At 61.1% G+C, this 24,836-nt stretch carries 17 protein-coding genes; 13 read left to right on the forward strand and 4 right to left on the reverse strand.

Annotated features, from left to right (window positions below; translation table 11 throughout):
* The first annotated feature begins 75 nt into the window (after window positions 1-75).
* The 7 genes from BREU_RS07020 (at window position 76) to BREU_RS07050 (ending at window position 14,243) form a co-directional block, all read left to right on the forward strand.
* Window positions 76-1,578 (forward strand): acid phosphatase, encoded by a 1,503-nt coding sequence (locus tag BREU_RS07020; RefSeq protein WP_044088648.1) that lies wholly within the window; start codon window positions 76-78, stop codon window positions 1,576-1,578.
* A 178-nt stretch (window positions 1,579-1,756) separates the two neighbouring features.
* Window positions 1,757-5,587: a 5'-nucleotidase C-terminal domain-containing protein gene (locus BREU_RS07025; RefSeq protein ID WP_044088647.1), complete on the forward strand. Its 3,831-nt coding sequence runs from the start codon at window positions 1,757-1,759 to the stop codon at window positions 5,585-5,587.
* 257 nt (window positions 5,588-5,844) lie between these two features.
* Window positions 5,845-8,418, forward strand: coding sequence for a DEAD/DEAH box helicase (locus BREU_RS07030; protein ID WP_044088646.1), 2,574 nt, complete (start codon window positions 5,845-5,847; stop codon window positions 8,416-8,418).
* A 63-nt stretch (window positions 8,419-8,481) separates the two neighbouring features.
* Complete coding sequence (locus BREU_RS07035; RefSeq protein WP_044088645.1) at window positions 8,482-9,861, forward strand: replication-associated recombination protein A; 1,380 nt, start codon at window positions 8,482-8,484, stop codon at window positions 9,859-9,861.
* Window positions 9,862-9,934: 73 nt separating this feature from the next.
* Window positions 9,935-10,654: an MtrAB system response regulator MtrA gene (mtrA, locus tag BREU_RS07040; RefSeq protein WP_044088644.1), complete on the forward strand. Its 720-nt coding sequence runs from the start codon at window positions 9,935-9,937 to the stop codon at window positions 10,652-10,654.
* Window positions 10,655-10,680: 26 nt separating this feature from the next.
* Complete coding sequence (gene mtrB, locus BREU_RS07045; RefSeq protein ID WP_081886612.1) at window positions 10,681-12,522, forward strand: MtrAB system histidine kinase MtrB; 1,842 nt, start codon at window positions 10,681-10,683, stop codon at window positions 12,520-12,522.
* Window positions 12,519-14,243 carry an LpqB family beta-propeller domain-containing protein gene (locus BREU_RS07050; protein WP_044088643.1) on the forward strand — a complete coding sequence of 575 codons (1,725 nt, stop codon included), beginning with the start codon at window positions 12,519-12,521 and terminating at the stop codon, window positions 14,241-14,243. The genes mtrB and BREU_RS07050 overlap by 4 nt, the downstream gene beginning before the upstream one ends.
* Window positions 14,244-14,333: 90 nt before the next feature.
* On the opposite strand, the gene BREU_RS07055 is transcribed toward BREU_RS07050, so the two are convergent.
* Window positions 14,334-14,603, reverse strand: coding sequence for a hypothetical protein (locus BREU_RS07055; protein ID WP_044088642.1), 270 nt, complete (start codon window positions 14,601-14,603; stop codon window positions 14,334-14,336).
* 287 nt (window positions 14,604-14,890) lie between these two features.
* On the opposite strand from BREU_RS07055, the gene fruE reads away from it, so the two are divergent.
* The 6 genes from fruE (at window position 14,891) to BREU_RS07085 (ending at window position 22,841) form a co-directional block, all read left to right on the forward strand.
* Window positions 14,891-15,880 (forward strand): fructose ABC transporter ATP-binding protein FruE, encoded by a 990-nt coding sequence (gene fruE / locus BREU_RS07060; RefSeq protein WP_044088641.1) that lies wholly within the window; start codon window positions 14,891-14,893, stop codon window positions 15,878-15,880.
* Window positions 15,881-16,022: 142 nt separating this feature from the next.
* Window positions 16,023-17,561 (forward strand): fructose ABC transporter ATP-binding protein FruK, encoded by a 1,539-nt coding sequence (gene fruK / locus BREU_RS07065; protein WP_044088640.1) that lies wholly within the window; start codon window positions 16,023-16,025, stop codon window positions 17,559-17,561.
* Between the two features lies 1 nt (window position 17,562).
* On the forward strand, window positions 17,563-18,633 hold the full coding sequence (gene fruF, locus BREU_RS07070; protein WP_044088639.1) for a fructose ABC transporter permease FruF: 1,071 nt from the start codon (window positions 17,563-17,565) through the stop codon (window positions 18,631-18,633).
* Window positions 18,630-19,649, forward strand: coding sequence for a fructose ABC transporter permease FruG (fruG, locus tag BREU_RS07075; protein WP_044088638.1), 1,020 nt, complete (start codon window positions 18,630-18,632; stop codon window positions 19,647-19,649). Before fruF ends, fruG begins: the two co-directional genes overlap by 4 nt.
* Window positions 19,650-20,294: 645 nt before the next feature.
* Window positions 20,295-21,791, forward strand: coding sequence for an MFS transporter (locus BREU_RS07080; RefSeq protein WP_044088637.1), 1,497 nt, complete (start codon window positions 20,295-20,297; stop codon window positions 21,789-21,791).
* A gap of 63 nt (window positions 21,792-21,854) precedes the next feature.
* Window positions 21,855-22,841, forward strand: a complete 987-nt coding sequence (locus tag BREU_RS07085; protein WP_044088636.1) for an NAD(P)-dependent oxidoreductase — start codon at window positions 21,855-21,857, stop codon at window positions 22,839-22,841.
* Window positions 22,842-22,920: 79 nt separating this feature from the next.
* Here BREU_RS07085 and BREU_RS07090 read toward each other — a convergent pair whose 3' ends face one another.
* From BREU_RS07090 to BREU_RS07100, 3 genes are all read right to left on the reverse strand, one after another.
* A complete protein-coding gene (locus BREU_RS07090; RefSeq protein WP_044088634.1) occupies window positions 22,921-23,343 on the reverse strand; it encodes a hypothetical protein in 423 nt (140 codons plus the stop codon).
* Between the two features lie 293 nt (window positions 23,344-23,636).
* Window positions 23,637-24,302 (reverse strand): TM2 domain-containing protein, encoded by a 666-nt coding sequence (locus BREU_RS07095; RefSeq protein ID WP_081886601.1) that lies wholly within the window; start codon window positions 24,300-24,302, stop codon window positions 23,637-23,639.
* Window positions 24,303-24,493: 191 nt separating this feature from the next.
* Window positions 24,494-24,799: a YhbY family RNA-binding protein gene (locus tag BREU_RS07100; protein ID WP_044088632.1), complete on the reverse strand. Its 306-nt coding sequence runs from the start codon at window positions 24,797-24,799 to the stop codon at window positions 24,494-24,496.
* Between the last annotated feature and the right edge of the window lie 37 nt (window positions 24,800-24,836).

Raw genomic sequence — 24,836 nt, forward strand, 5'->3', positions numbered from 1 at the left:
GGCACAAAGAGTTCACCGAGTGTTCTATCGGCTCCACGGCTACGTAGCTGAACGGGGGATAGGTTGGAGCATATGATGTTGCGCAACCTATCCTCCGTTTTCGCTATTGCCGTATGTTTGCCTCTGGCCTTGGCCGCGGTACCTTCGACCGCCCAGGCCGACCAACTGCCCAACCCTGATTGGGTGTCGCTCCTGTCCGACTACGAAAAGGACTATTGGCAGGCGCCGGTGGACGCCGAACACGGCGGCAAGGTCCTTGACGCCGCCGCCATGAAGCTGGACGAGGACCTGGCGGTGCAGATCAACCATCTGGGATCGGAAAACCTGGATGACAACGGACTGAATGATCAGCGCAAACGCGCGCTCATCGATTCCGACCTGATCGGGGAGGAGACCATGCCCGACTCCCTGGGGCCTGTGCTGGGCAAGTACATGAGCGAAGGGTTCGCGCAAGGAAAGCTCAACAGGATCTCCGACCTGTTCAAATTCAACGTGGCCTCCACCTTCCAATCCAAACGTGCCGCCATGCATCCAAGGCCCTATCTGAACCGCTCACAAAGCACACTCGGCGGCACGAACGATCTTGCCGGACTTCCCGCCACACTCGACATCAAACAGTCGCCTTCGTGGCTCGAACACATCCCCGGCTATTCGACGCTCCAGAAGAACAGCTCCTATCCATCCGGCCATACCACCACCGCATATTCATGGGGTATCGCGCTCGCCGGCATGATCCCCGAACTGGCGCCGCAGATCATGGCCCGTACTTCGGAGGCGGGCAACAACCGCATCGTACTCGGCGTTCATTATCCGTTGGACATCATGGGCGGACGCATCGGGGCGTCGGCGCAGAACGGACAGTATTGGCATAACGAATTCGCCTCCGCCATCGTCCCGGCGGCCAGGCAGTTGCGCGATTACCTCACCCAACGATGCCAGGCGGACCATCACGGCGACACCTTGACCGATTGCATAGCCAATCTCAAAGCCGACTCCACCGGCGGCTACACGAATTCCTTCCTTGACCCGGTCGCCAAAGAACCGGTCAACAGTCAAGCCTCCGCAGTGCGCGTCTACACCGCGCGCATGACGTACACGTTCCCGCAAGTCCCATCCCAGGCCGGCGCGGCATTCGAAGCGCCACGCGGTGCCGCCGACGTGCTTCGTCTGGCATACCCGCAGCTGCATGCCGACCAGCGCAATGCGATTCTGAAGGCCACGGCCCTGGATTCGGGGTATCCACTGTGGGAGTCCTCCGAGGGGTGGCAGCGCATCAACTGGGCCAAGGCCCTCTGCGCGCGGGTCACGCTTGACCGCAATGGTGATGTGACCAAGGTGGAGACGGCCGACCAAACACAGTTGAGCGGGCCCACCGTGGTCAATGCGCAGTACGCCGACAATGGCAACCATCCGCAATCAGACACGCAGGCCGGGGAGAACAGCGCTATTCAGGCCGGTCCTGATTCCTCGGTGATTCACATGGTGCAGGTGCCGGCCCTGACTGCTGTGGCGGTAGGAACCGCAGCCGCCGTGCTTATCGGATTGCTCCTGCATCTGCGCGGCCGTCGCCGGCAGTAGACGCCGCCAATAGACTCCACTGCGAGTTGGGCCAGAGTTCAATCTTCGGACACATGCCGTTCTTGTCGGTACCGTGACCGGTTCATGTTCCCTCCATAGGGTTGGAAATTGACCATGATTGCTCAGCGGGCGGCCAACTTCCGCCCGTACATGGGCCACCGAGGAAGGGGACAGGGCAGTGAACCAGTATACCGACTTCAAGCGCGGCACGAATCGTGCCATCGCGCTTGTCGCATCTATCGCCACGCTGGCGGGGCTGGCGGGCATGACGCCTGCGGCCTTCGCCACGCCGGCAAGCCAACCGCCGGCCGCGACCGCGCCGGCGACCGTCGCCGAGGCAGGCTCCGACGATAACATCATCAAGGACGAGACCACGGCGCTGTATCTCAAGCGCATCGAGGTGGGCACCGACACCGTCACCATCGGCTCGAAGAACACGGCCGCCGTGGACATCTCCGGTTACTCGATCCGTGACGACAAGGACTCCGCAGACCATACCTACACCATCGCCGATGGCACTCAGGTACCGGCAGCCGGCGAAGCCGTCTTCAACCTGGACAAGCTTGCAGGCATCGGCCTCGGCAAGGAAGACAAGGTCCGCGTCTATGACAAGACCGGCAAGCTGGTGCTGAGCTTCAGCTGGAACGGGGACGACAAGAACGCCGTCTACGTAGCCAACACGGATGCCGATGGCATGGTCAAGGAAGGCGAGACCACCGATCCCGACAAGCCCGGCAGCGGTGATCCCGACAAGCCGACCGAGAAGTTCACCGTCGACGCATGGCCAGGCCTTGCCGAGGTCACTGCCGTTGACGGCACGGATGAGTTCGGTGCTGGTCAGGCCACCGGCGAGCACACCGACGGCAACCTGTCCGGCCTGGTCTATGAGCCCGGTGCCAACGGGCAGCCCGGTACGCTGTGGGCGGCCGACAACGACCTCAACCCGACCCTCGGCATCACTGGTCCCAAGGGCGCAGGCGCCATCAACAAGTTCGTCTACAAGGACGGCAAGTGGCAGCAGGATTCCGCCAACGGCTGGACGTTCGACAAGGACGGCAAGACCAAGGGTGGCAAGCAGCTGCACTTCAAGGACGGCAAGGGCGGAGTCGACTCCGAAGGCATCACGCTGATCAATGGCGACTCCTCCAAGGGCGTGTTCATCGGTGCCGAGCGCGACAACGAGAACAAGAAGGAGCCGCGCCCCTCGATCCTGAGCTACGACGTGAGCCAGGCTGCCACCGACACGAACGGTGATGGTGCCCAGGACCTCGCCGCCACCCATGAGTGGAACCTGGTCTCCGCGCTCAGCCAGTTCGGCGTCGAGCTCGAGAAGGGCGACGACGCCAACCTCGGCGTCGAGGGCCTCGCGTTCATCCCTGATTCCGTGCTCCTCGCCAACCACTTCAAGGTGAACCTCTACCCGGACCACATCACCGAATACAACCCGGACAGCTTCGGCAACGACTATGGTGGCCTGTTCTTCGCCGCGCTCGAGAAGACTGGCGGCATCTACGCGTTCGCGCTCGAGACCGTGAACGGCAAGGACCTCGTGTTCCCGGTCTCCCAGATCACGCTACCGGCAGCGGCGACCGCAGCCGGCTACTCCGGACCGCGCGACCTGTTCTGGGATGCCGAGCACAACCAGCTCATCGCCGAGGGTGACAACTCCCTCAACGGCGAGGATGGTGCCACCACCTCCAAGATCGGCACCTACGAGTTCAAGGACGGCGCGCTGCAGCTCACCAAGCTGACCGAAACCCCGAATGAGATTGGCCAGCAGAACTCCGAAGGCTACGCGGTCACCCCGGACGCCGAAGCCACCAAGGTCGTGGACGGCAAGAGCTACAAGCCGGTCTTCTGGGCGGACGATGGCGTGACCGACGGTCATTCCCTGCGCCAGGGCTGGATTGAGACCGCAGTGCCGGCCTCCACCAAGACCACCATCAACCTGCTCAACTTCAACGACTTCCACGGCCGCATCGACAAGAACCTCACGGTCCCGTTCGCGGCGACCATCGAACAGCTGCGCGCCGAATACCCGAACAACTCGCTGCTGCTCTCGGCCGGAGACAACATCGGCGCCTCCCTGTTCAACTCGTCCATCCAGCTCGACCAGCCCACCATCGACGTGCTCAATGCGCTCGGTGTGAAGGCCTCCGCCGTCGGCAACCACGAATTCGACCAGGGTTACGACGACCTGACCGGTCGCGTGATGAACGGCACCAAGGACAACAACAAGGCCCAGTGGGACTACCTTGGCGCCAACGTCTACAAGAAGGGCACCAAGGCCCCGGCCCTGCCCGAATACAGCATCCAGGATGTCGATGGCGTCAAGGTCGGCGTGATCGGCGCGGTCACGCAGGAGACCTCCACTCTGGTCTCTCCCGGCGGCATCGAGACCATTGACTTCGGTGATCCGGTCGAAGCCGTGAACCGTGTGGCCAAGCAGCTCACCGATGGCGATGAATCCAACGGCGAGGCCGACGTGATCGTGGCCGAATACCATGAGGGCGCACCAGCCAACGAGGATGACGAAACCGGCAAGCCCACGCTTGACGAGCAGAAGGCCTCGAGCCCGGTGTTCAAGGAGATCGTCGACCAGACCGACCCGGCAGTCGATGTGATCTTCACCGCCCACACCCACATGAAGTACGACTACACCGACCCCGCCCACAACAACCGCCCGATCATCCAGACCGGCAGCTACGCGGCGAACGTCGGCCAGGTTGTGCTCGACTACGACAAGGCCGACGGCCAGGTCTCCTACGTCAAGTCCGGCAACAACAAGGTGGACACCAGCAAGTCCGATGACGAGCTGGCCGCATCCGGCGACGAGACGGTCAAGAAGGTCAAGGAGATCGTGGACGCGGCTCTTGAGGTCGCCGACCAGAAGGGCAACGAGAAGGTCGGCTCCATCGCCGCCGACATCACCACCGCCTTCAAGGACGGCGCCCGTGATGATCGTGCCTCCGAATCCACGATGGGCAACCTCGTGGCCGACTCGCTGCTCGAATCGCTGAAGTCCGCCGACCGTGGCGGCGCTGAGATCGGCGTCGTGAACCCGGGCGGTCTGCGCGCCGAATTCTGCAAGACCGGCGAGAACGAGAAGTGCACGCTCGCGGCCGACGGCTCAATCACCTACGCCCAGGCCAACGCCGTACTGCCGTTCCTCAACAACCTGTGGACCACCACCCTGACCGGTGCGCAGTTCAAGGAAGCGCTGGAACAGCAGTGGCAGCTCACCGAGGACGGCAAGGTGCCTTCGCGCCCGTATCTGCAGCTCGGCCTGTCGCACAACGTGTCCTACACCTACGATCCGAACGCAGCCCAAGGCCACCACATCACCTCGGTGACCGTCAACGGCAAGCCGCTCGATCTCAACAAGGACTACCGCATCGGCTCCTTCAGCTTCCTGCTTCAGGGCGGCGACAACTTCCGCGTCTTCGCCCAGGGCAAGGACACCAAGGACACCGGTCTGGTGGATCGCGATGCATGGATCGACTACATCGGCAAGAACTCGCCGCTCCAGCCCCGCTACGACCGTCGTGCCGTGGCCGTGACCGGTGTGCCGACCAAGGCAGTCAAGGCCGGGGACTCGTTCACGCTGAACTTCTCCAAGCTCACGCTCACCTCTCTGGGCGTGCCGCAGGAGACCAAGCTGACCGCCACCCTGAACGGCAAGACCGTGGGCGAAGCTCCGGTCAACAACGGCGACACCGCGTCGCTCAAGGTGACGGTTCCCGCCGACACCAAGGCCGGCGACCTGACCCTTACCGTGGTCAGCGCCACCAACGGCACCACGGTGAACCTGCCGTTCGCCGTCGCCGCAGGTGAGGGCGTCAAGCCGCAGCCCGGCAAGCCTCAGCCTGGCAAGCCGGTTGCGAAGCCGAACAAGAAACTGTCCGACACCGGTTCCTCCATCGCTCCGCTGGTCGCTGCGTTGGCGATCACTGCGGCCGGTGGCGTCACGGTGCTCGTCATCAAGCGCCGCGAAGCCTCGCGTCACTGAAGAACCCAGCCGGCCGAACCGTTATGACAGAGCACTATCATGCGGCATACATGACATGACGGCATGACGGTAAAAGCCGGATTAGCCTGCCATCGGCATCAGGGCGTCCGCCCACAATCCGCTCATAGGCGGGGCGTGGACGGACGCCCTGATTGTTGTGGGCGCTGAGTGTGGGCGCTGAGACGTGCACGTTGAGATGGCAGACTGCCAGTTGGGAAATCACATACAGGCATTACGGGCGGCTAGACTGGGGGACTATGACTGACGAGAAGGAATATGGATCGCTGGGACGTCTGGCCCCCGAGTGGGATGGCGACGGACGACAGCGCAATCTCACCGCCGACGATATCTACGAGCGGTTCTTCGGCTGGGTGCAGGAGGTCAAAGGCATCGAGCCGTGGCCGCATCAGGAGGAGGCCATCATGGACCTGCTCGCCGGCGACCATGTGATCCTCAACACGCCCACCGGCTCCGGTAAATCGCTGGTGGCGCTCGGCATGCATTTCGCCGCCTTGTGCACCGGCCGGCGTTCGTACTACACCGCACCGATCAAGGCCTTGGTCTCGGAGAAGTTCTTCGATCTCGTCGAGGTGTTCGGGCGCGACAACGTCGGCATGATCACAGGCGACAGCCATATCAACGCTGACGCGCCCATCATCTGCTGCACCGCCGAGATTCTCGCCAACCAGGCGCTGCGCGAAGGCGTCCATGCGGACGTGGGGCTCGTGGCCATGGACGAGTTCCATTACTACGGCGACCCGGAACGTGGCTGGGCATGGCAAGTGCCTCTGCTCACCCTGCCACAGACCCAGTTCCTGCTGATGAGTGCCACGCTCGGCAACGTGGACGCCGTGGCCGACAAGCTCGCTGACCTCAACGACACGCCCGATGTGGACGTGATCGCCGACGCGCCTCGTCCGGTGCCGCTGAGCTACGAGTACACGCTCGACCCGCTCGAGAAGACCGTCGAACTGACCTTCCGCAACGGTGAGACGCCGATCTACGTCGTGCATTTCTCGCAGGACGCCGCATTGGAGACCGCGCAGGCGCTCGCCTCCACCGGCGTGTCCAGCAAGGAGCAGCGACAGGCCATCGCGGATGCCATCAAGGGGGTGAAGTTCACGACGGCGTTCGGCAAAATACTCCAACGGCTGCTGCGCACCGGCGTCGGCATCCACCACGCCGGCATGCTGCCACGCTACCGCCGTCTGGTCGAGCAGCTCGCCCAGCAGGGCCTGCTGCCGGTGATCTGCGGCACCGATACGCTGGGCGTCGGCATCAACGTGCCGATCCATTCGGTGGTCCTGACCGCCCTGACCAAGTTCGACGGCACGAAGATGCGGCGGCTCAGGGCCCGTGAATTCCATCAGATCGCAGGCCGCGCCGGCCGTATGGGCTTCGACACCGAAGGATTGGTGATTGCCGAGGCCCCCGAATATGAGATCGAGAACCAGAAGGCGCTCGCCAAGGCAGGCGGCGACCCGAAGAAGCTCAAGAAGGTCAAGCGCAAGAAGGCGCCCGAAGGATTCGTGACCTGGAACGAAAACACGTTCGACAAACTCATCGACGCCGAACCGGAGACCTTGGTCCCGCATCTCAAGATCACGCATTCCATGGTGCTCAACGAGGTCGCGCAGGGCGGCGACGCCCGCGCCCGCGTCGAGGACCTCATTGACGACAGCGCCCAGACCCCGGAGCAGAAAGAGCATTTGCATCAGCGCGCCGACGAGATCTTCCAGACCCTGTTCGACACACAGGTGATCGAAACCGAGGACAGGCAGGACGGCGGCAAGGACTATTTCATGACCTTGGACATGCCGGACGATTTCGCACTCGATCAGCCACTCTCCCCGTTCCTGCTCGCCGCCCTCGAACTGCTCGACCCCGAATCAGAGACCTATGCGCTGGACGTCATCTCGATGGCCGAGGCCACGCTCGAAGACCCCAAGCAGGTATTGCGCGCCCAGGAGCGCCAGGCGCGAGACAAGGCCCTCGAGGAGATGAAGGCCGACGGTCTCGACTACGACGAGCGCATGGACAAGCTGCAGGAGATCACCTATCCCAAGCCTCTGGAGGACATGCTCGAGGCGGCGTTCGACCAGTACCGGCATGACGTGCCATGGGCGAACGATTACTATCTGAGCCCCAAATCCGTGGTGAGAGACATGGTGGAGACCGCCTCCGACTTCACCGGATATATCGCCCGATACAATATCGCCCGCTCCGAAGGCACGCTGCTGCGCTACCTGTCGGACGCCTACCGCACGCTGGCCCGCACTGTACCGCCTGAGAAATGCGACGAGCAGCTGGAGGACATCATTTCCTGGCTGCGCGTGCTCGTCCGCTCCATCGACTCCTCGCTGGTGGACGAGTGGGAGAACGCCGGAGATTCCTCAGCTCAATCCGAGGCTGCCGCATCCCTGGCCGCGCCCGGCAAAAAGAACCAGGTGGTCGAGGACCGGCGAGGGCTCATCGTGCTGGTTCGCAACGCCCTGTTCCGCCGTGTGCAGCTCATGGACCTCGACGACCCCGACAAACTCGGTGCGCTCGACAAGGACTGGGGCTACGGCGTGCACGAGTGGGAGGACGTGCTTGACGACTATTACGACGAGCACGAATACGTCGGCATTGGTGCGGACGCACGTTCGCCCAAGCTGTTCATGCTTGACGACCGGCATGAGCAGGACGAGCACACGTGGAAGGTGCGCCAGATTATCGACGACTCCGATGGCGACCACGATTGGGCCATCGAAGGCGTGGTCGACCTCGACGCGACCCAGGACACCGGCGAAGTGGTCTTCTACGACTACAAGGTGGGCAACGGGGACTGACATCGTAATATGCACAAACCAGCATATCGAACAGATGTTCGAGCCGTGCTGTAGGGTGGAACCATGAGTCAGAACGATCTGTTCGGGGCGTCGGATGCGCCGGAGACGATGACGCGGCCATTGGCGGTGCGTATGCGGCCGCGCACATTGGATGAGGTCATCGGGCAGCGGCATGTGCTGGGGGAGGGCAGTCCCCTGCGCCGCCTCGCCAATCCGGCCAGCAAGGGAAGCCTCACGGCCCCAAGCTCGGTGATTCTCTTCGGTCCGCCCGGCGTCGGCAAGACCACGCTCGCCACCATCGTCGCCGGGCAGTCCGGCCGCGTGTTCGAGGAGCTCTCGGCCGTGACCAGCGGCGTCAAGGATGTGCGTGACGTGCTCGTCCGCGCCCACGAACGTCTCGTCTCGCGCGGCCAGGAGACCGTATTGTTCATCGACGAGGTGCATCGGTTCTCCAAATCGCAGCAGGACGCATTGCTGCCTGCTGTGGAGAACCGTGACGTGACCTTCATCGGAGCCACCACCGAAAACCCGAGTTTCTCGGTCATCAAGCCGTTGCTGTCCCGTTCGGTGGTCGTCAAGCTCGAATCCTTGGAAGCCGACCAGCTCACCGAGCTCGTGCACCGTGCGCTGGACAGTGAACGAGGGCTTAAAGGCGAAGTCAAAGCCACTGATGAGGCCATAGCCGACATCGTGCGCATGGCCGGAGGCGACGCGCGCAAATCCCTGACTATCCTCGAGGCTGCCGCCGGTGCGGTCACGGGGGACGAGGCCCGCAAGAAGGGCGCCCGCCGCCCCATCATCACACCGGACGTCGTCGCCAACGTGATGGACACCGCCACCGTGCGCTACGACAAGGACGGCGATGACCACTACGACGTGATCTCCGCGTTCATCAAATCGATGCGCGGCTCCGACCCGGACGCCGCCATCCACTACTTGGCCCGCATGATCAGAGCCGGTGAGGATCCACGGTTCATCGCCCGACGCATCATGATCGCGGCGGCCGAGGAGGTGGGGCTCGCCGCTCCGCAGATCCTGCAGGTCGCCGTCGCCGCCGCCCAGGCCGTGGCCCTGGTCGGCATGCCAGAGGCGCGCATCATCCTCGCCGAGGCGACCATCGCAGTGGCCACGGCGCCCAAGTCGAACGCCAGCTACAACGCCATCAACGCCGCGCTTGCCGACGTGGACGCGGGAAAGATCGGCGCGGTGCCGCTGTATCTCAGGAACGCTCCCACCAAGCTCATGAAAGAATGGGGCAACCATGAGGGATACAAGTACGCGCACGATTGGCCCGGCGCCGTGGCGCCTCAGGAATACATGCCCGAGATGCTGCGCGGCACGGAATACTATCATCCCAACGATCGCGGTTACGAGCATGAGGTGAGCCAGCGCCTGGCGATAATCCGACCAATTCTGCATGGCGAAGATGGCGGGAAGAGGTAAAGTGTAACGGAACAGTGAAGTGTTCCAACGGTGGTGTAGGGAAATCGGTGCGAACAGAGGAGCGTGGAAGGGCATGTCGGTCATTCTCATTGTCGACGACGATCAGGCCATCGGCGAAATGCTGAGCCTCGTATTGGAGAACGAGGGATTCCAGACCGTCACCTGCACGGACGGCCTTCGGGCGGTGGAGATGTTCCCGACGGTCAAGCCGGACCTGATTCTGCTGGATGTCATGCTTCCCGGGCTGGACGGCACTGAAGTGGCCCGTCGCATTCGCCAGACCTCGAATGTGCCGATCATCATGCTTACTACGAAATCGGACACCACCGACGTGGTCGCGGGTCTCGAGGCGGGAGCGGACGACTATGTGCCCAAGCCTTTCAAGGTGGCCGAGCTTCTGGCGCGCATCCGTGCCCGTTTCCGCATCGCCGCACCAATGTCGGCGACTGGTGGGTCAGAGACGGCTGCGAACGCCGCCAATGTCAATCATGTCGAACGTGGCGGCATCGTCATCGACCGTCTGGAGCATACCGCCACCAAGGACGGCAGGGACCTGGGCCTGACCCCGATGGAATTCGAGCTGTTGTTCGTGCTCGCGGCGGCTGCGGGTGAGGCCATCAGCCGCTCGGCGTTGCTGCATGACGTGTGGGGGTATGAGAGTTCGGGCGACACCCGATTGGTCAACGTGCATGTGCAGCGCCTGCGCGCCAAGGTGGAGGATGATCCGGAGAACCCGCAGATCATCCAGACCGTGCGCGGCATTGGCTACAAGTTCGTTACGCCTGAGGGCTGACGGTGTCTGACTCCAAGACGCCGAAGATGAGCGGGGATACGGGGCGCCGGGAGCATCGTGCCGAGCCGGTGTCTCGCCATAGATTCAGCGTCAGGCGTCTGTTGCGCCATGGCCGATCTGAAGTGCGACGTTCATTGCAGGCGCGTACAGTGGCCCTGACAGTGATTTTGACGCTATCGGTCGCGGTAGTGTTCTCCGTGGTCTCCATGGTGTCTGTACGCGCCTCATTGCTGACTCAGACCACGTCACAATCCCAAGCCGATTTCTCCAATATGGTCGAACAGGCCCAGAACAATCTGGACGCTTCGGATGCCACCACCACGGTGCAGATCCAGCAGCTGGTCAACGATCTGGCGTCCAACCTGCAATCGGACGGCTCCTCCAATCTCGTGGGCGTCTACCTGTGGAGCCGTGAATCCACGGCGCGTTCCATCATCCCGGTGTCCACAGAACCGACGTATGAGGATGTGATCACCGCAGACATGCGTTCCGCGGTGGCCTCCGACCTTGATGGCAATGTGTTCTATCAGCCGGTGGGGCTATCCATCGCCTCGGATGTGATGACCGGGAATACACCGGGAGCCGTGTTGGGGACGGTGCTTGATTACGGGCTGGCGGGAGACCTCGAATTCTTCGCTGTGTATTCATATACGTTGCAGCAGCAGTCACTCACGCAGATTCAGCTGAGTCTGCTGACTGTTTGCGCCATGCTGTCGATAGCGGTGGGCGTGGTGATGTGGCTGGTGATACGTGGCATCGTGCATCCGGTGGAACGTGTGGCCGACGCCGCGGCGACGCTGGCCTCGGGTGATCTGGACACGCGTGTCAAGGTGGATCGCAAGGATGAGCTTGGCGTTCTGCAGCGGTCGTTCAACAGTATGGCCGATTCGCTGAATCAGAAAATCGATGAGCTTGAAGAAGCCAGCGCATCCCAGAAACGGTTTGTCTCTGACGTCAGCCATGAGCTGCGCACGCCGGTGACCACGATGCGGATGGCTTCCGATCTCCTGGAGATGAAAAGGGATGGTTTCGATCCCGCCTCGCGGCGCACGATCGAACTGCTGTCCGGACAGATCAACAGATTCCAGGACATGCTCGCAGATTTGCTTGAGATCTCCCGGTACGATGCCGGATACGCGGCATTGGATGCCGTTGATGCCGATGTGCGTGATCCGGTCAATGACGCAGTGGATCAGGTCTCCGGCATCGCTGCGGCAAAACATGTGGAGATCCGGACCATGCTGCCCAACGTGCCGGTATGGGCCAAAGTGGATGTCCGACGCGTCACACGTATCATCCGCAACCTTCTGGCCAATGCCGTCGATTTCGCGGAAAACGGGCCGATTGCGGTTCGTATCGCCGCCAACCGCAAGGCCGTGGTCATCAGCGTGCGCGATTTCGGCGCAGGCATGGACGCGGATACCGTGTCTCATGTGTTCGACCGGTTCTGGAGGGGCGACCCCTCCCGCTCGCGCATCACCGGAGGTACGGGTCTGGGGCTTTCCATCGCGATGACCGATGCGATGCTGCACCATGGTTCAATCACCGTGCGCTCGGCGATCGGCCAAGGCACTTGGTTCCTGGTAGCACTGCCGTGCGATCCGCGAGGAGCTCATCTGTCTGAAGGGGACCTGCCCATCGCGTTCCGCGGAGCCGATGCTGACGACTTCGCGGTGACTGGAGGATTCGGTGTGGCGGCGAGCCCGGTCGCCGAACGCGGGGAGATTGCGGCGGGACATCCGCCATCGGATACGGTTCAGGCTCGGGTTCAGGCTTGGGTTCAGGCTCGGGCTCAGGTTCAGGCTCAGGCGTCCGCGGACGATGCGCATTCGGAAAACCAGCCCGATGACAATGGAGGTCCACAATGAACAGATGGTGTCGTTCAGCGGCCTCTCTGGCCATGGCGCTCGTGTGCTGTCTGACGGTCAGTGCATGTTCGAGCCCTCTGGCATTGCCGTCCAGCGGCAATGTGCAGACGCTTGAACCCATGGAACAACAGTCCCGTCGTGTCTATACCAATCCACAGGGGCCGGTTGAAGACGCACAGCCGGAAAGCATCGTCAAAGGGTTCTATGACGCCATGCCGGCAGGCGTGCAATCCGACGGATACCACGTGGCCCGTCAGTTCCTAGCCTCGTCGGCCTCGGCGGCATGGGACGGCGATGGTGCGGCGCTGATCTACAACGGCACTCCTGATTTCCGGCGTCGCGCCAATACTCTGACATCGCCGCAAGGTACGGAGAACTCTCTGATTGTGGAGGTCGAGCTTCAGGTCGTCGGCACATTGGACCAGAACGGCTCATACCGTCCGGTGCACGACAGCGAGCCACGCAAGATCCCGTATACACTGGTCCAGCATAAAGGGCAATGGCGCATCTCCCGTTTGGACGATGGCGTGGTGATTTCCGTCGCTGATTTCGATCAGGTCTTCCGTCAGGTCTCGGTGTATCAGGTGGCTTCCTCGGGCAAGCAGATGATTCCGGACGTGCGCTGGCTGAGCTGGCGCAATTGGCGCGCGCGGGCGGTCCTGGAGGTGCTGGGGGATGTTCCGGACTGGCTGCGAGGCGCGGTGAAACAGGCGGACGTGTCCTCGATATCGTTGACGACTGATTCGATTCCGGTGCAGAACAATGTGGTCGAAGTGAGACTGACCAGCGGCATCAATGCGATGAGCGATGAGGATCGCGCCATCCTCGTGCACCGCATCAGATTGACGCTTGGTGATGGGGGCACCGGTTATTCATTGAAGGTCACCGGCGACGGTGTGGATTATTCGGATGCCGATACGAACCTCAAGCTCGGCGTCGATCAGCCTGCGGTCGGCGTATATACCTTGACCGGAGGCCACATCGTTTCCCTGTCCAGCTCCAGCCCATTGCGCATAGCGGATGTGTCGGATGCCGAGGATGCGTCAGGCCTCGCATATTCGGCGAATGGGGGAGCGGTGCTCCACTCCAATGGCATCGCGGAGTGTCTGAACGCGAATGGCGGATCCTGCGGCACGGCATTCGGTGGCGCGAGGCTGAAATCACTGACTTCCGGAGCGGACGGCGAGGTGTGGGGAGTCGGTGAAGACGGACGGACGCTGTACGTGTTCAGCGATGGGAAAACCGTGCGACTCGAGATTCCCTGGCTTGATTACGGGGGGCAGGTCTCTTCGGTGAACGTCTCGCCGGAAGGTTCGAGGCTGGCATTGGCCATCGATGGCGGTGCGTTGAGCGGCGTGGCCGTCACCGGGGTCATACGGGATTCGTCCAATACGGTGACCGGGTTGAGCGATGCTGCGGCGTTGGTCTCCCAGGTGCAGCATGTGGCCATGCTGACGTTCTATAACGACCTCAATCTGGTGTACGCCACCGAGGTGTCTGCCGACGGCAATCAGGCTGCGTACCGTCAGATCGTGCCGGGGCCGGCGGTCAACCAAAGGCTGCCCGAAGGTTCGATAGTGTCGATGGCATCCGGGCAGATCAGTTTGTACCGTCGTCTTGCCGTACTCGACAGCACCGGCAATGTCCGTTCGGTGTCCGGGTCGTTGGACGGATCCTGGTCCATAGCCGATAGTCAGGTTGACGCTCTGGGCTCCCAATGAAGTGACAAGGAACAACAAATGAGCCTCCTCATGTATGAGGAGGCTCATGATGAAACCGGCTGCGAGGCGGGAGCGGCTGTGGCAGGCGGATCAGATGCCGCCGTACTCCTTCTTGAACAGCTCGGCGGGCACCTCGGAGTTCAGCGGCACCTCGTAGATGAGGTATTCCATGTTGAACGGGATGTTGAACAGGTGGCGGGTCACGCCATACTCTTCCTTGGTGCCCAGGAAGTTGAAGTTGTCGGGGCATTCAGGCTCCCACTTGGCCAGCAGGTCAGCGGCGTCGCCGATGGTCTCCGCCACGCCTGCCAGATGCTTGACGCCATCCACCTGCTTGAGGATAAGGAACACGGTCTTCATAGTTTCCCTTTCTGTGAACTGTATTGCGGCAACCTTGTCGCCCGGCTGACGGGCGGCATTGCCACCGTGCAACCATGTACCATTATGGCGGAAAATCGGCATGAATTCGCCGAAATAGGGCGCATTCGGGCCACTGTTACCAATTTGTTATAAACCTGTTATCAAACTGTTATCGCTCACGATTGAACAATGCGCCTGTTCGTTCCATACTGATAACTGTCGATGACATGGAGTCATCAATGTGGATGGAAGAACATCCAGAGAATATTGCTCGAGGAGGAGTTTTCATGAAGAATTGGAAGAAAGCCATTGCTCTCGTTGCTTCGGCTGCCGCTCTGGTGAGCGTCGCGGCCTGCGGTTCCAGCAACAATGCCGGTGGCAGCAGCAGCGATGGTGGCAAGAAGACCGTCGGCTTCGTGGCTGTCGGCCCTGAGGGCGGCTTCCGTACCGCAAACGAGAACGACATCAAGTCTGCGTTCGCCGACGCCGGCTTCGAACTGGTCTACTCTCCGACCCAGAACAACGATCAGCAGAAGCAGATCCAGGCATTCAACAAGTTCGTCAACGACGAAGTGGACGCCATCATCCTGTCCTCCACTGAGGATTCCGGTTGGGATGACTCTCTGAAGAAGGCCGCTGAGGCCGAGATTCCGGTCTTCACCGTGGATCGTAACGTCGAAGTCAAGGACGACGCCGCCAAGAAGGCCATCGTCTCCCACATCGGACCGTCCAACGAATGGGCTGGCGAGCAGGCCGCCGAGTTCGTGAACAAGAACTTCCCGGACGGCGCCAACGGCTTCATCCTGGAAGGCCCCGCCGGCCTGTCCGTGGTGAAGGACCGTGGCACCGGCTGGTCCAACAAGATCGGCTCCAACATCAAGGTCCTCGAGTCCCAGTCCGCCAACTGGTCCACTGATGAGGCTAAGACCGTGACCGCAGGTCTGCTCGACAAGTACAAGTCCGACAACCCGCAGTTCATCTTCGCCCAGAACGACGAGATGGGCCTCGGTGCCGCTCAGGCCGTTGACGCCGCCGGCCTCAAGGGCAAGGTCAAGATCATCACCATCGATGGTACGAAGAACGCCCTGCAGGCTCTGGTGGACGGCGACCTCTCCTACGTGATCGAGTACAACCCGATCTTCGGCAAGGAGACCGCTCAGGCCGTCAAGGATTACCTGGATGGCAAGACCGTCGAGAAGGACATCCAGATCGAGTCCAAGACCTTCGATGCCGCTTCCGCCAAGGAAGCCCTGGACAACGGCAGCCGCGCATACTGACGGCAACCCGATCCTGATGCAGACGAACCGAACTGAGTGAATGATGGTGTGAGAGGGATTCCGAATCCTTCCACACCATCACTCATGTTCGGCCGAAACATCACAAAACGATAACAAATCCCTTTTCGTTTAAGGCAAAGACATGACTGATAAAACCCCTATCGTCGTGATGAAGGGCATCACGATTGAATTCCCGGGCGTCAAGGCTTTGGACGGTGTCGACCTGACCCTGTACCCGGGCGAAGTGCACGCTCTCATGGGTGAGAACGGTGCAGGCAAGTCGACCATGATCAAGGCTTTGACCGGTGTCTACAAGATCGACGCCGGCTCCATCACCGTGGAAGGCAAGCCGCAAAGCTTCAACGGCACGCTCGACGCCCAGAACGCCGGCATCGCCACCGTATACCAGGAAGTGAACCTGTGCACCAACCTTTCCGTCGGTGAAAACGTGATGCTGGGCCATGAAAAGCGTGGTCCGTTCGGCATCGATTGGAAGAAGACCCACGAAGCCGCCAAGACGTATCTGGCGCAGATGGGTCTGGAATCCATTGATCCGCACACCCCGCTGAGCTCCATCTCCATCGCCATGCAGCAGCTGGTCGCCATCGCGCGCGCCATGGTCATCAACGCCAAGGTGCTGATTCTCGACGAGCCGACCTCCTCCCTGGACGCCAACGAGGTGCAGGACCTGTTCAAGATCATGCGCAAGGTGCGTGACTCGGGCGTGGCCATCCTGTTCGTCTCCCACTTCCTCGACCAGATCTACGAGATCACCGACCGCCTGACCATCCTGCGTAACGGCAAGTTCATCAAGGAGGTCATGACCAAGGACACCCCGCGCGACGAGCTCATCGGCATGATGATCGGCAAGTCCGCCGCCGAGCTGAGCCAGATCGGCGCCAAGAAGTCCCGCCGCGAGATCGAGCCCGGTGAGAAGCCGCTCCTCGAGGTCAAGGGCCTGGGCAAGAAGGGCACCATCAACCCGGTTGACCTGGACATCTACAAGGGCGAGGTTGTCGGCTTCGCCGGCCTGCTGGGCTCCGGCCGTACCGAGCTCGGCCGTCTCCTCTACGGCGCCGACAAGCCGGATTCGGGCACGTACGAGTTCAACGGCAAGAAGGTCAACATCTCCGACCCGTACACCGCCCTGAAGAACAAGATCGCCTACTCCACCGAGAACCGTCATGACGAGGGCATCATCGGCGACCTGACCGTCCGCCAGAACATGCTCATCGCCCTGCAGGCCACCCGTGGCATGTTCAACCCGATTCCGAAGAAGGAAGCGGACGCGATCGTGGACAAGTACATGGAGGAACTCAACGTTCGTCCGCGCGACCCTGATCGCCCGATCAAGAACCTCTCCGGTGGTAACCAGCAGAAGGTGCTGATCGGCCGCTGGCTGGCCACCCACCCCGAACTGCTCATCCTCGACGAGCCGACCCGTGGTATCGATATCGGCGCCAAGGCCGAAATCCAGCAGGTCGTCCTCGACCTTGCCTCCAAGGGCATGGGCGTCGTCTTCATCTCCTCCGAGCTTGAAGAGGTCGTGCGCCTGTCCGATGACATCGAGGTCCTCAAGGATCGCCACAAGATCGCAGAAATCGAAAACGGCGACACGGTCTCCCAGGCGACCATCGTCGAAACCATCGCCAACACCAACGTGAACGGAAAGGAGGCGTGAGATGGCTGAAAAGGCAAAGGAAGAGGGCAATGCCCTCGTCAAGAAGCTGCTGAGCAACAACCTGACCTGGTCTGTCGTCGCATTCATCCTGCTGATTGTCATCTGCACCATCTTCCAGCATGACTTCCTCGCTCTGAGCTGGAACACCAACACCGGTGGTCTGGCCGGCCCGCTGATTACCATGCTTCAGGAATCCGCGCGATACCTGATGATTGCCACCGGCATGACCCTGGTCATCTCCACCGCAGGCATCGACCTTTCCGTCGGCTCCGTCATGGCGGTGGCCGGTGCCGCCGCCATGCAGTCCCTGTCCAATGGCGTGAACGTGTGGGTGTCTATCCTGATTGCCCTGCTCGTCGGCCTGGTCATCGGCTGCGTCAACGGCGCTCTGGTCTCCCTGCTTGGTCTCCAGCCGTTCATCACCACGTTGATCATGATGCTCGCAGGCCGTGGTATCGCCAAGGTGATCACCTCCGGTGAGAACACCGATGCCTCCGCAGTCGCCGGCAACGAGCCGCTGCGCTGGATCGCCAACGGCTTCATCCTGGGCATCCCCGCCAACTTCGTCATCGCCGTCGTCATTGTGATTCTTGTCGGCCTGCTGTGCCGCAAGACCGCAATGGGCATGATGATCGAGGCCGTCGGCATCAACCAGGAAGCCTCCCGTATGACCGGTATCAAGCCGAAGAAGATCCTCTTCCTCGTGTACGCCGTGTCCGGCTTCCTTGCGGCCATTGCAGGTCTGTTCGCCACCGCATCCGTGATGCGCGTCGACGTGGTCAAGACCGGTCAGGACCTCGAAATGTACGCCATTCTGGCGGTCGTCATCGGCGGCACCTCGCTGCTCGGTGGCAAGTTCTCCCTCGCCGGCTCCGCTGTCGGCGCTGTGATTATCGCCATGATCCGCAAGACCATCATCACCCTCGGCATCAACGCCGAAGCAACCCCGGCCTTCTTCGCCGTCGTCGTGATTGTGATCTGCGTGATGCAGGCTCCCAAGATTCACAACCTGGGTGCGGCAATGAAGCGTAAGCGCGCGCTCAAGGCTCAAGCTAAGGCGGTGGCAGCATGACAACAGCTACGGCAAACAAGGTAAAGGCTCCCAAGAAGGGCTTCAAGCTCGATCGTCAGATGATCCCGACCCTCGCGGCCGTCGTGATCTTCCTGCTGATGATCATCATGGGACAGGCACTGTTCGGCACCTATATCCGACTGGGCTTCATCTCCTCCCTGTTCATCGACCACGCATACCTGATCATTCTGGCTGTGGCCATGACACTGCCGATTCTGACCGGCGGCATCGATCTGTCCGTCGGCGCCATCGTGGCCATCACCGCAGTCGTCGGCCTGAAGCTGGCGAACGCAGGTGTACCCGCCATCCTGGTCATGGTCGTCATGCTCCTGATCGGTGCCGTGTTCGGTCTGCTGGCCGGTACTCTGATCGAGGAATTCAACATGCAGCCGTTCATCGCGACCCTGTCTACGATGTTCCTGGCCCGTGGTATCGCCTCCATCATCTCCACCGACTCGCTGACCTTCCCGGACAACAACAACTTCGCGTTCATCGCCAACGAGATCAAGATCATCGACAACCCGAAGATCTCCAACGATCTGTCCTTCAACGTCGGCGTGATCATCGCTCTGATTGTTGTAATCTACGGATACATCTTCCTGCATCACACCCGCACCGGTCGCACCATCTACGCCATCGGCGGCTCGCGCTCCTCCGCGGAGCTCATGGGTCTGCCGGTCAAGCGCACCCAGTACACCATCTACCTGACCTCCGCGATCCTTGCCGCCTTGGCCTCCATCGTGTACACCGCGAACATCGGTTCCGCCAAGAACACCGTCGGTGTCGGCTGGGAGCTCGACGCTGTGGCCTCCGTGGTCATCGGCGGTACGATCATCACCGGTGGCTTCGGCTACGTGCTCGGCTCTGTGCTCGGCGCTCTGGTCCGCTCCATCCTCGACCCGCTCACCTCCGACTTCGGTGTGCCGGCCGAATGGACCACCATCGTGGTCGGCCTCATGATCCTCGTCTTCGTGGTGCTGCAGCGCGCCGTGATGGCGGTCGGGGAGAAAAAGTAGCGTAGCCCGCGCTACCGGGCCGAAAGGCCGTCTCCCTAAGGACGCTGCAAGACAACTGAATATCGGAAACTGAATAACGATAACTGAATAGGCGGGTGCCATCCAGGCCTCTCCGAGGTCATTCCTGGTCACGGCAGTGGCCCGGTGCATCACCCGCCACCTCTTTCTTCTCCTTATCTTCCTTTCATCGCACTGTGGGGCGCGTTCCCGGGTTCATAACCCAGGGGCGCGCCCCACAGCGTTTTTGGTATCTGGTAATCCCATGGTTTGGCTGTGGCGTTTGTCATATGCGGCTCGATTGTTTTGGCCTTGGAATCTATTGGTTTTCTATGTTGGATTTCTTGCGGTGGGGAGGTTCCGGAGAACAAGGTCTAGGCGCAAATGAGTCAAGTACACAAGATTCAAGATGATGTGGAGCGTTTCGTGAATCCTTGCGGTGTGGACGGGTGGCGATGGTGAGTTGATGTTCGGATGGCAATGCCCGAGTCTGCCATGAGCCTAATATTCCTTGATGGCGGTAACGGGATGCGTTTGCGCGAGAAGCGACTCGCTCCTATCTGTACCACAGCAATACAGCACTGCACACGCCGGTTGGTAAACCTGACTTCCAGACGTTTCACAATGATGATGTAGAGGAGACCTATCATGTCCCAATCGCAGCGGCAGCCCGATTCCGCCGTCGTCCAGAACTCCGCAGACAGCGAGCGCATTCCACCGCGACTCATCGGCGCCATCGTGGCCGTGGGATCGCTGGCCTTCATCGGCATCCTCACCGAAACCGTGATGACCGTGCTCTTCCCGGCATTGATGCGCGAATTCAACGTCGACACCGCAACCGTGCAGTGGATCACCACGATCTACCTGCTGTCCGTGGCGGCCTCAATGCCGATCAGCTCGTTCCTCAAGCGCCGGTTCCGACTCAAGGCCATCTTCCTGGCCGCTGTGGCGCTCGGCGTCACCGGGTCGCTCATCATGATCGTGGCGCAGGCGTTCCCGCTCATGATTCTGGCCCGCATCATCCAAGGCGTCGGCTCCGGCGTCGCCACGCCGCTGATGATCAACATCATCCTCGAGCAGTCGCCGCGTTCCAAGATCGGCCGTCTGATGGGCGTGGGTTCACTGGTGATCACCGTCGCCCCGGCTATCGGCCCGACCGTGGGTGGCGCGGTGACCAGTGTGCTGCCGTGGCGTGCGATTTTCGTTGGCGCGGTGCCGTTGATGCTCATCGCCGCGGTGATCGGCTGCATCTGCATTGAACAGCGCACGCCCACCGAAGACGCCTATCTCGATCCGGTCCAGCTGTGTCTGATCGTCCTGGCGCTGGTGGGACTCGTCCTCGCCCTGAATCAGGGCGGCGTGGCAGTGAGCGCGGCGGTGAGTGGGGGAGTGACCGCAAGGCCCGGCATCATCGCCGTAGTGAGTCTCATCGTGGGCCTTGGCTCCCTGATCCTGTTCGCCAAGACCTCCCAGCGTGCCTTCTCCCCGTTGCTGCGGCTGGGTATCCTGCGTGACCCAGCCGTGCTGCTCCATGCCGTCGCTTATCTACTGCTGCCGCTGGTGGGCATCGGCTATGGTTATGTGATCACCAATGTGTCGCAGCTCTCACTCGGCACGTCCGCTTTCGTGGCCGGTTCGCTGGTGCTGCCCGGTGCGTTGATCGGTGCTGTGTGCGCGCCCGTGGGCGGTTGGTTCTATGACCGGTTCGGTGCGGTCAAGCCGATTCTCATCCCACTGGGCATCGCAATCCTGGGACCGGTACTCATGCTGGTCTTCTCCATGCATCTCACGCCCGGTCTGCTGGCTGGATTCTATTTCATCTTCGGTTTCTTCTACGCCATCGGCAATGCGAATGTGATGACCAGCGGCCTGTCCGAAGTGCCGCATGAGTTCCGTCCGGACGGCAACGCCATCTTCAACACCTGCCTGCAGTTCGGCGGCGCAGCGGGTACAGCCCTGTTCTCCACCGTGCTGACCGTGGCCCAGGCCGGTGCCGGGGCCGAGGGAACGCCACGGTTCGCGCACGCCACCGCAGTGGGCGGTGCATGGACCTTCGCCGTGATGATCGTGATCTGTCTGATCGGATGGGGGTGTCTGGCGTCCGCCTTCCGCATCCGTGCGCGTCGTGGGGCCATAAAGGTCTGACGCAGGCGCAAGGCAAGCGCATTGTTGACACAATATCCGTACTGACGCCTAGGTTGTTGGAATATGGGAATCGAGAACACGGATAAGCTGATAGTCAACTGTCTGCCGCTGAACGAATCCGAGCGTCAGGCGTTTGCCAAGGCCGCGCGGGACGTGCCGCAGCAGTTTGTGGGGTGTGAGGCACATCGTGGGGATATGGTCTGGCCTGTGGAGGTTCCTGACGAACTGAAATACCGGGCCACTGCGGTCATCGGCAACATTCCGGTGTCCGAGGTCGGGCGATACGCACGGCTCGAGTGGCTGCAGACATTCAGTGCAGGAGTGGATCCGTATCTTCGGCCCGGCGTATTGCCGCGTGGCGTCATGGTCACCAGTGCCAGCGGCGCATATGGACAGAGCGTATCCGAGCACATGTTCGCCATGATGTGGGCGCTGATGAGGAACATCAACCGGTATGCCTCCAACCAACGTGACCGTCGGTGGGAAGACGTGGGGCGGGCGCTGAGCCCGCAGGGTGGCATCGCGCTCATTATCGGCACCGGGGACATCGGTTCGCATTTCGCACGGCTGGTACAAGGAGTGGGCATGCGCACGTTTGGTGTACGCCGTCATCCTGAGGTGCCTGCGGAAGGCATGGAGAAGATGTACGGGTTTGAGCGCTTGGATGCGTTGCTGCCGTTGGCCGATGTGGTGGCGCTCGCGGTCCCGCATTCGCCCCAGACCCATCATCTGCTAGATGCCAGACGTCTTGCAAAACTCAAGGACACTGCCATTGTGATCAACGCCGGTAGGGGAGACGCCGTCGATGCGGATGCGCTTGCCGCTGCATTGCGGGAGAACCGTATTTGGGGTGCTGGTCTGGATGTCACCGAACCTGAGCCATTGCCCGAGTCGAGCCCGCTGTGGAGCGAGCCGCGATGCCTGATCACCCCTCACGTGGCGGGAGGCAATCATCTGGAATCCACGGGCGATCGCATCATCGGCATCGCGTTGAACAATGTGTCCCGTTACGCGCACCATCAGGAGTTCATCAACCTCGCCTGTCGATGAATGGCGGTGGCGACATAACAAAGGGGTGCGGACGTCGTTGTCCGTACCCCTTTTACGTGATGATGGCGGGAAGCGCCAATCACCACTGGTTCGCGCCGGTACCCTCGAACTTCACGGTGAAGCCGCGCTGGTAGTGCAGGAACATGGCGGCACCGTAGCGATCCACCTCACGGTGGGTGAACAGCATGCGGATGGCGAAAGCGGTCTGCACGTCCTCAGGCAGCGCAAGGAAAGCCTTGTGCGCATCCCAGTACGGGTGTTCGGTGATGGCGGCATCCGGCACGTAGGCGTAGCCGTAGCCGTCCTCGTTCACGTAACCCATGAACGGCAGATCCCATGCGTTGTGGTTGGTGAGCTGCTGCTTGAAGTACTCGACCTCGTCCAGCGCCTGGTCGCTGATGCCGAACTTCTTGGCGACCTCGTTGCCGTGGGATGTCTTGGTGTCCGCATCCTTGTTGAACAGATCGGGGTCTACGATGATGACTTTCTCCTGCTCCGCCATGATTGTTCCTTTCGCCGGAAGCTGCGCATGCCATAGCATGTGGTGTTCGATTACGTAGTTAAACGCACATCTTCAATCCTTGCTCAGATGGGCAAGGATGGGCACATTGGCTTGTGCTGGTTCCTTAGAATAGCAGCAAAAACGGCTTAATTAGGCTGATTAACGAACAATTCATATGGTGGTAACCGCTTTGGGGCGTTGTGTGAGATTTCTGGCGTTCGGTGTTCTTTTTGTATAAAAGCGAACATTTGCATTGTTTGTTTTGGTGGCGTATTGGATATAGTGCTGACCACTTAGTCAATAAGCTCCAGACCATTGGCATCGCGATGCCATGGAGAACCATACTGGCTGGTCAGAATCAGGATGCCCTCCACCAGTCCCCAGACGGCGGCTGCGATGGGTCCCAATCCCAACAGCACCCATCCGACCAAGGTGAGCAGCAGCTGAGCCACGGCCTTGCCGGTGTTGCCCAGATAGAAGTTGTGCACGCCCAGACCGCCCAGGAAGATGCCGAGAAGCCCTGCGGCCAGTTTGGATTTTTGGGAATAACCGGCGCCGTACTGCGGAGCGCCATACTGTGGAGCCCCGTACTGCGGAGCCCCGGGCTGTGGGGCTGCATATTGTGGGGTGCCATATTGCGGAGCGCCGTACTGTGGGGCTGCGGGCTGCGGCGCGCCATACTGCGGTGCGCCATACTGCGGCTGGGTGTATGGGTTCGCGGGTTGCGCATACGGATTGGGCTGGGCCGCCGTCGGCTGGCCGTAAGGCGCGTATTGCGGCTGCTGTGGTTGCGCGTATTGCGGTTGCTCCGTCTGGGCATATGGTGTCTGTTCCGATTGCCCATAGGCGGGTGCGGCCGGAGCATGTGCGGACGATGGGGAAGCCTGGGGAGTGTTCTCCGCTGGAGTGTCGGGTTCGGGATTGGTCGTGTCGTACGGTTGTTGTGCGTTGCTCATCATCAGGTCCCTTCTTGAAACTGCGGCATCACATAAGTCGCATGGAGCTGTGATGCATACGTCATTGATACACATCTTCTCATATTTCGTCCCGAATAGGATGCGTGACAGGCGATACCGCCCTGAACACATCGGAAGGTCGGTGGGTTTCCCTCACCGACCTTCCGATGTGTCAGCAATACCGTATACGAGGCTTATTCGCGCACCAGCTTGATGTGCTCGATATCCTCGCGCTGTGAAGCGCGGTAGAGGACGAAGCGGTTGCCGATGGACTGCACCACTTCCGCACCCAACTGGTCGGCGAGATCGGCGGCGGCCTCCTTGGCGGTCATGCCGGAACCGTCCTGCACGGCGCATTTCATCAGCTCATGCGCCTCGATGGTCTCGTCGGCCTGCTTGATGGCGGCTTCCGTGAGATCGTTCTTGCCTACATAGAACAACGGCTTGAGTGAGTTGGACAGTGCGCGCAGCTGCTTGATTTGCTTCTTGGTCAATGCCATGGGTTCATCCTTACGTCAAGTAACCACAACAGCATAG

It is taken from the genome of Bifidobacterium reuteri DSM 23975 (assembly GCF_000741695.1).
GTDB lineage: Bacteria > Actinomycetota > Actinomycetes > Actinomycetales > Bifidobacteriaceae > Bifidobacterium > Bifidobacterium reuteri.

Excerpts from the sequence above, each read along its gene's own strand:
- BREU_RS07020 (WP_044088648.1), top strand. The coding sequence starts at position 76 with ATGTTGCGCAACCTATCCTCCGTTTTCGCTATTGCCGTATGTTTGCCT.
- BREU_RS07030 (WP_044088646.1), top strand. The coding sequence starts at position 5,845 with ATGACTGACGAGAAGGAATATGGATCGCTGGGACGTCTGGCCCCCGAG.
- BREU_RS07035 (WP_044088645.1), top strand. The coding sequence starts at position 8,482 with ATGAGTCAGAACGATCTGTTCGGGGCGTCGGATGCGCCGGAGACGATG.
- mtrA (WP_044088644.1), top strand. The coding sequence starts at position 9,935 with ATGTCGGTCATTCTCATTGTCGACGACGATCAGGCCATCGGCGAAATG.
- mtrB (WP_081886612.1), top strand. The coding sequence starts at position 10,681 with ATGAGCGGGGATACGGGGCGCCGGGAGCATCGTGCCGAGCCGGTGTCT.
- BREU_RS07050 (WP_044088643.1), top strand. The coding sequence starts at position 12,519 with ATGAACAGATGGTGTCGTTCAGCGGCCTCTCTGGCCATGGCGCTCGTG.
- BREU_RS07055 (WP_044088642.1), bottom strand. The coding sequence starts at position 14,603 with ATGAAGACCGTGTTCCTTATCCTCAAGCAGGTGGATGGCGTCAAGCAT.
- fruE (WP_044088641.1), top strand. The coding sequence starts at position 14,891 with ATGAAGAATTGGAAGAAAGCCATTGCTCTCGTTGCTTCGGCTGCCGCT.
- fruK (WP_044088640.1), top strand. The coding sequence starts at position 16,023 with ATGACTGATAAAACCCCTATCGTCGTGATGAAGGGCATCACGATTGAA.
- fruF (WP_044088639.1), top strand. The coding sequence starts at position 17,563 with ATGGCTGAAAAGGCAAAGGAAGAGGGCAATGCCCTCGTCAAGAAGCTG.
- fruG (WP_044088638.1), top strand. The coding sequence starts at position 18,630 with ATGACAACAGCTACGGCAAACAAGGTAAAGGCTCCCAAGAAGGGCTTC.
- BREU_RS07080 (WP_044088637.1), top strand. The coding sequence starts at position 20,295 with ATGTCCCAATCGCAGCGGCAGCCCGATTCCGCCGTCGTCCAGAACTCC.
- BREU_RS07085 (WP_044088636.1), top strand. The coding sequence starts at position 21,855 with ATGGGAATCGAGAACACGGATAAGCTGATAGTCAACTGTCTGCCGCTG.
- BREU_RS07090 (WP_044088634.1), bottom strand. The coding sequence starts at position 23,343 with ATGGCGGAGCAGGAGAAAGTCATCATCGTAGACCCCGATCTGTTCAAC.
- BREU_RS07095 (WP_081886601.1), bottom strand. The coding sequence starts at position 24,302 with ATGATGAGCAACGCACAACAACCGTACGACACGACCAATCCCGAACCC.
- BREU_RS07100 (WP_044088632.1), bottom strand. The coding sequence starts at position 24,799 with ATGGCATTGACCAAGAAGCAAATCAAGCAGCTGCGCGCACTGTCCAAC.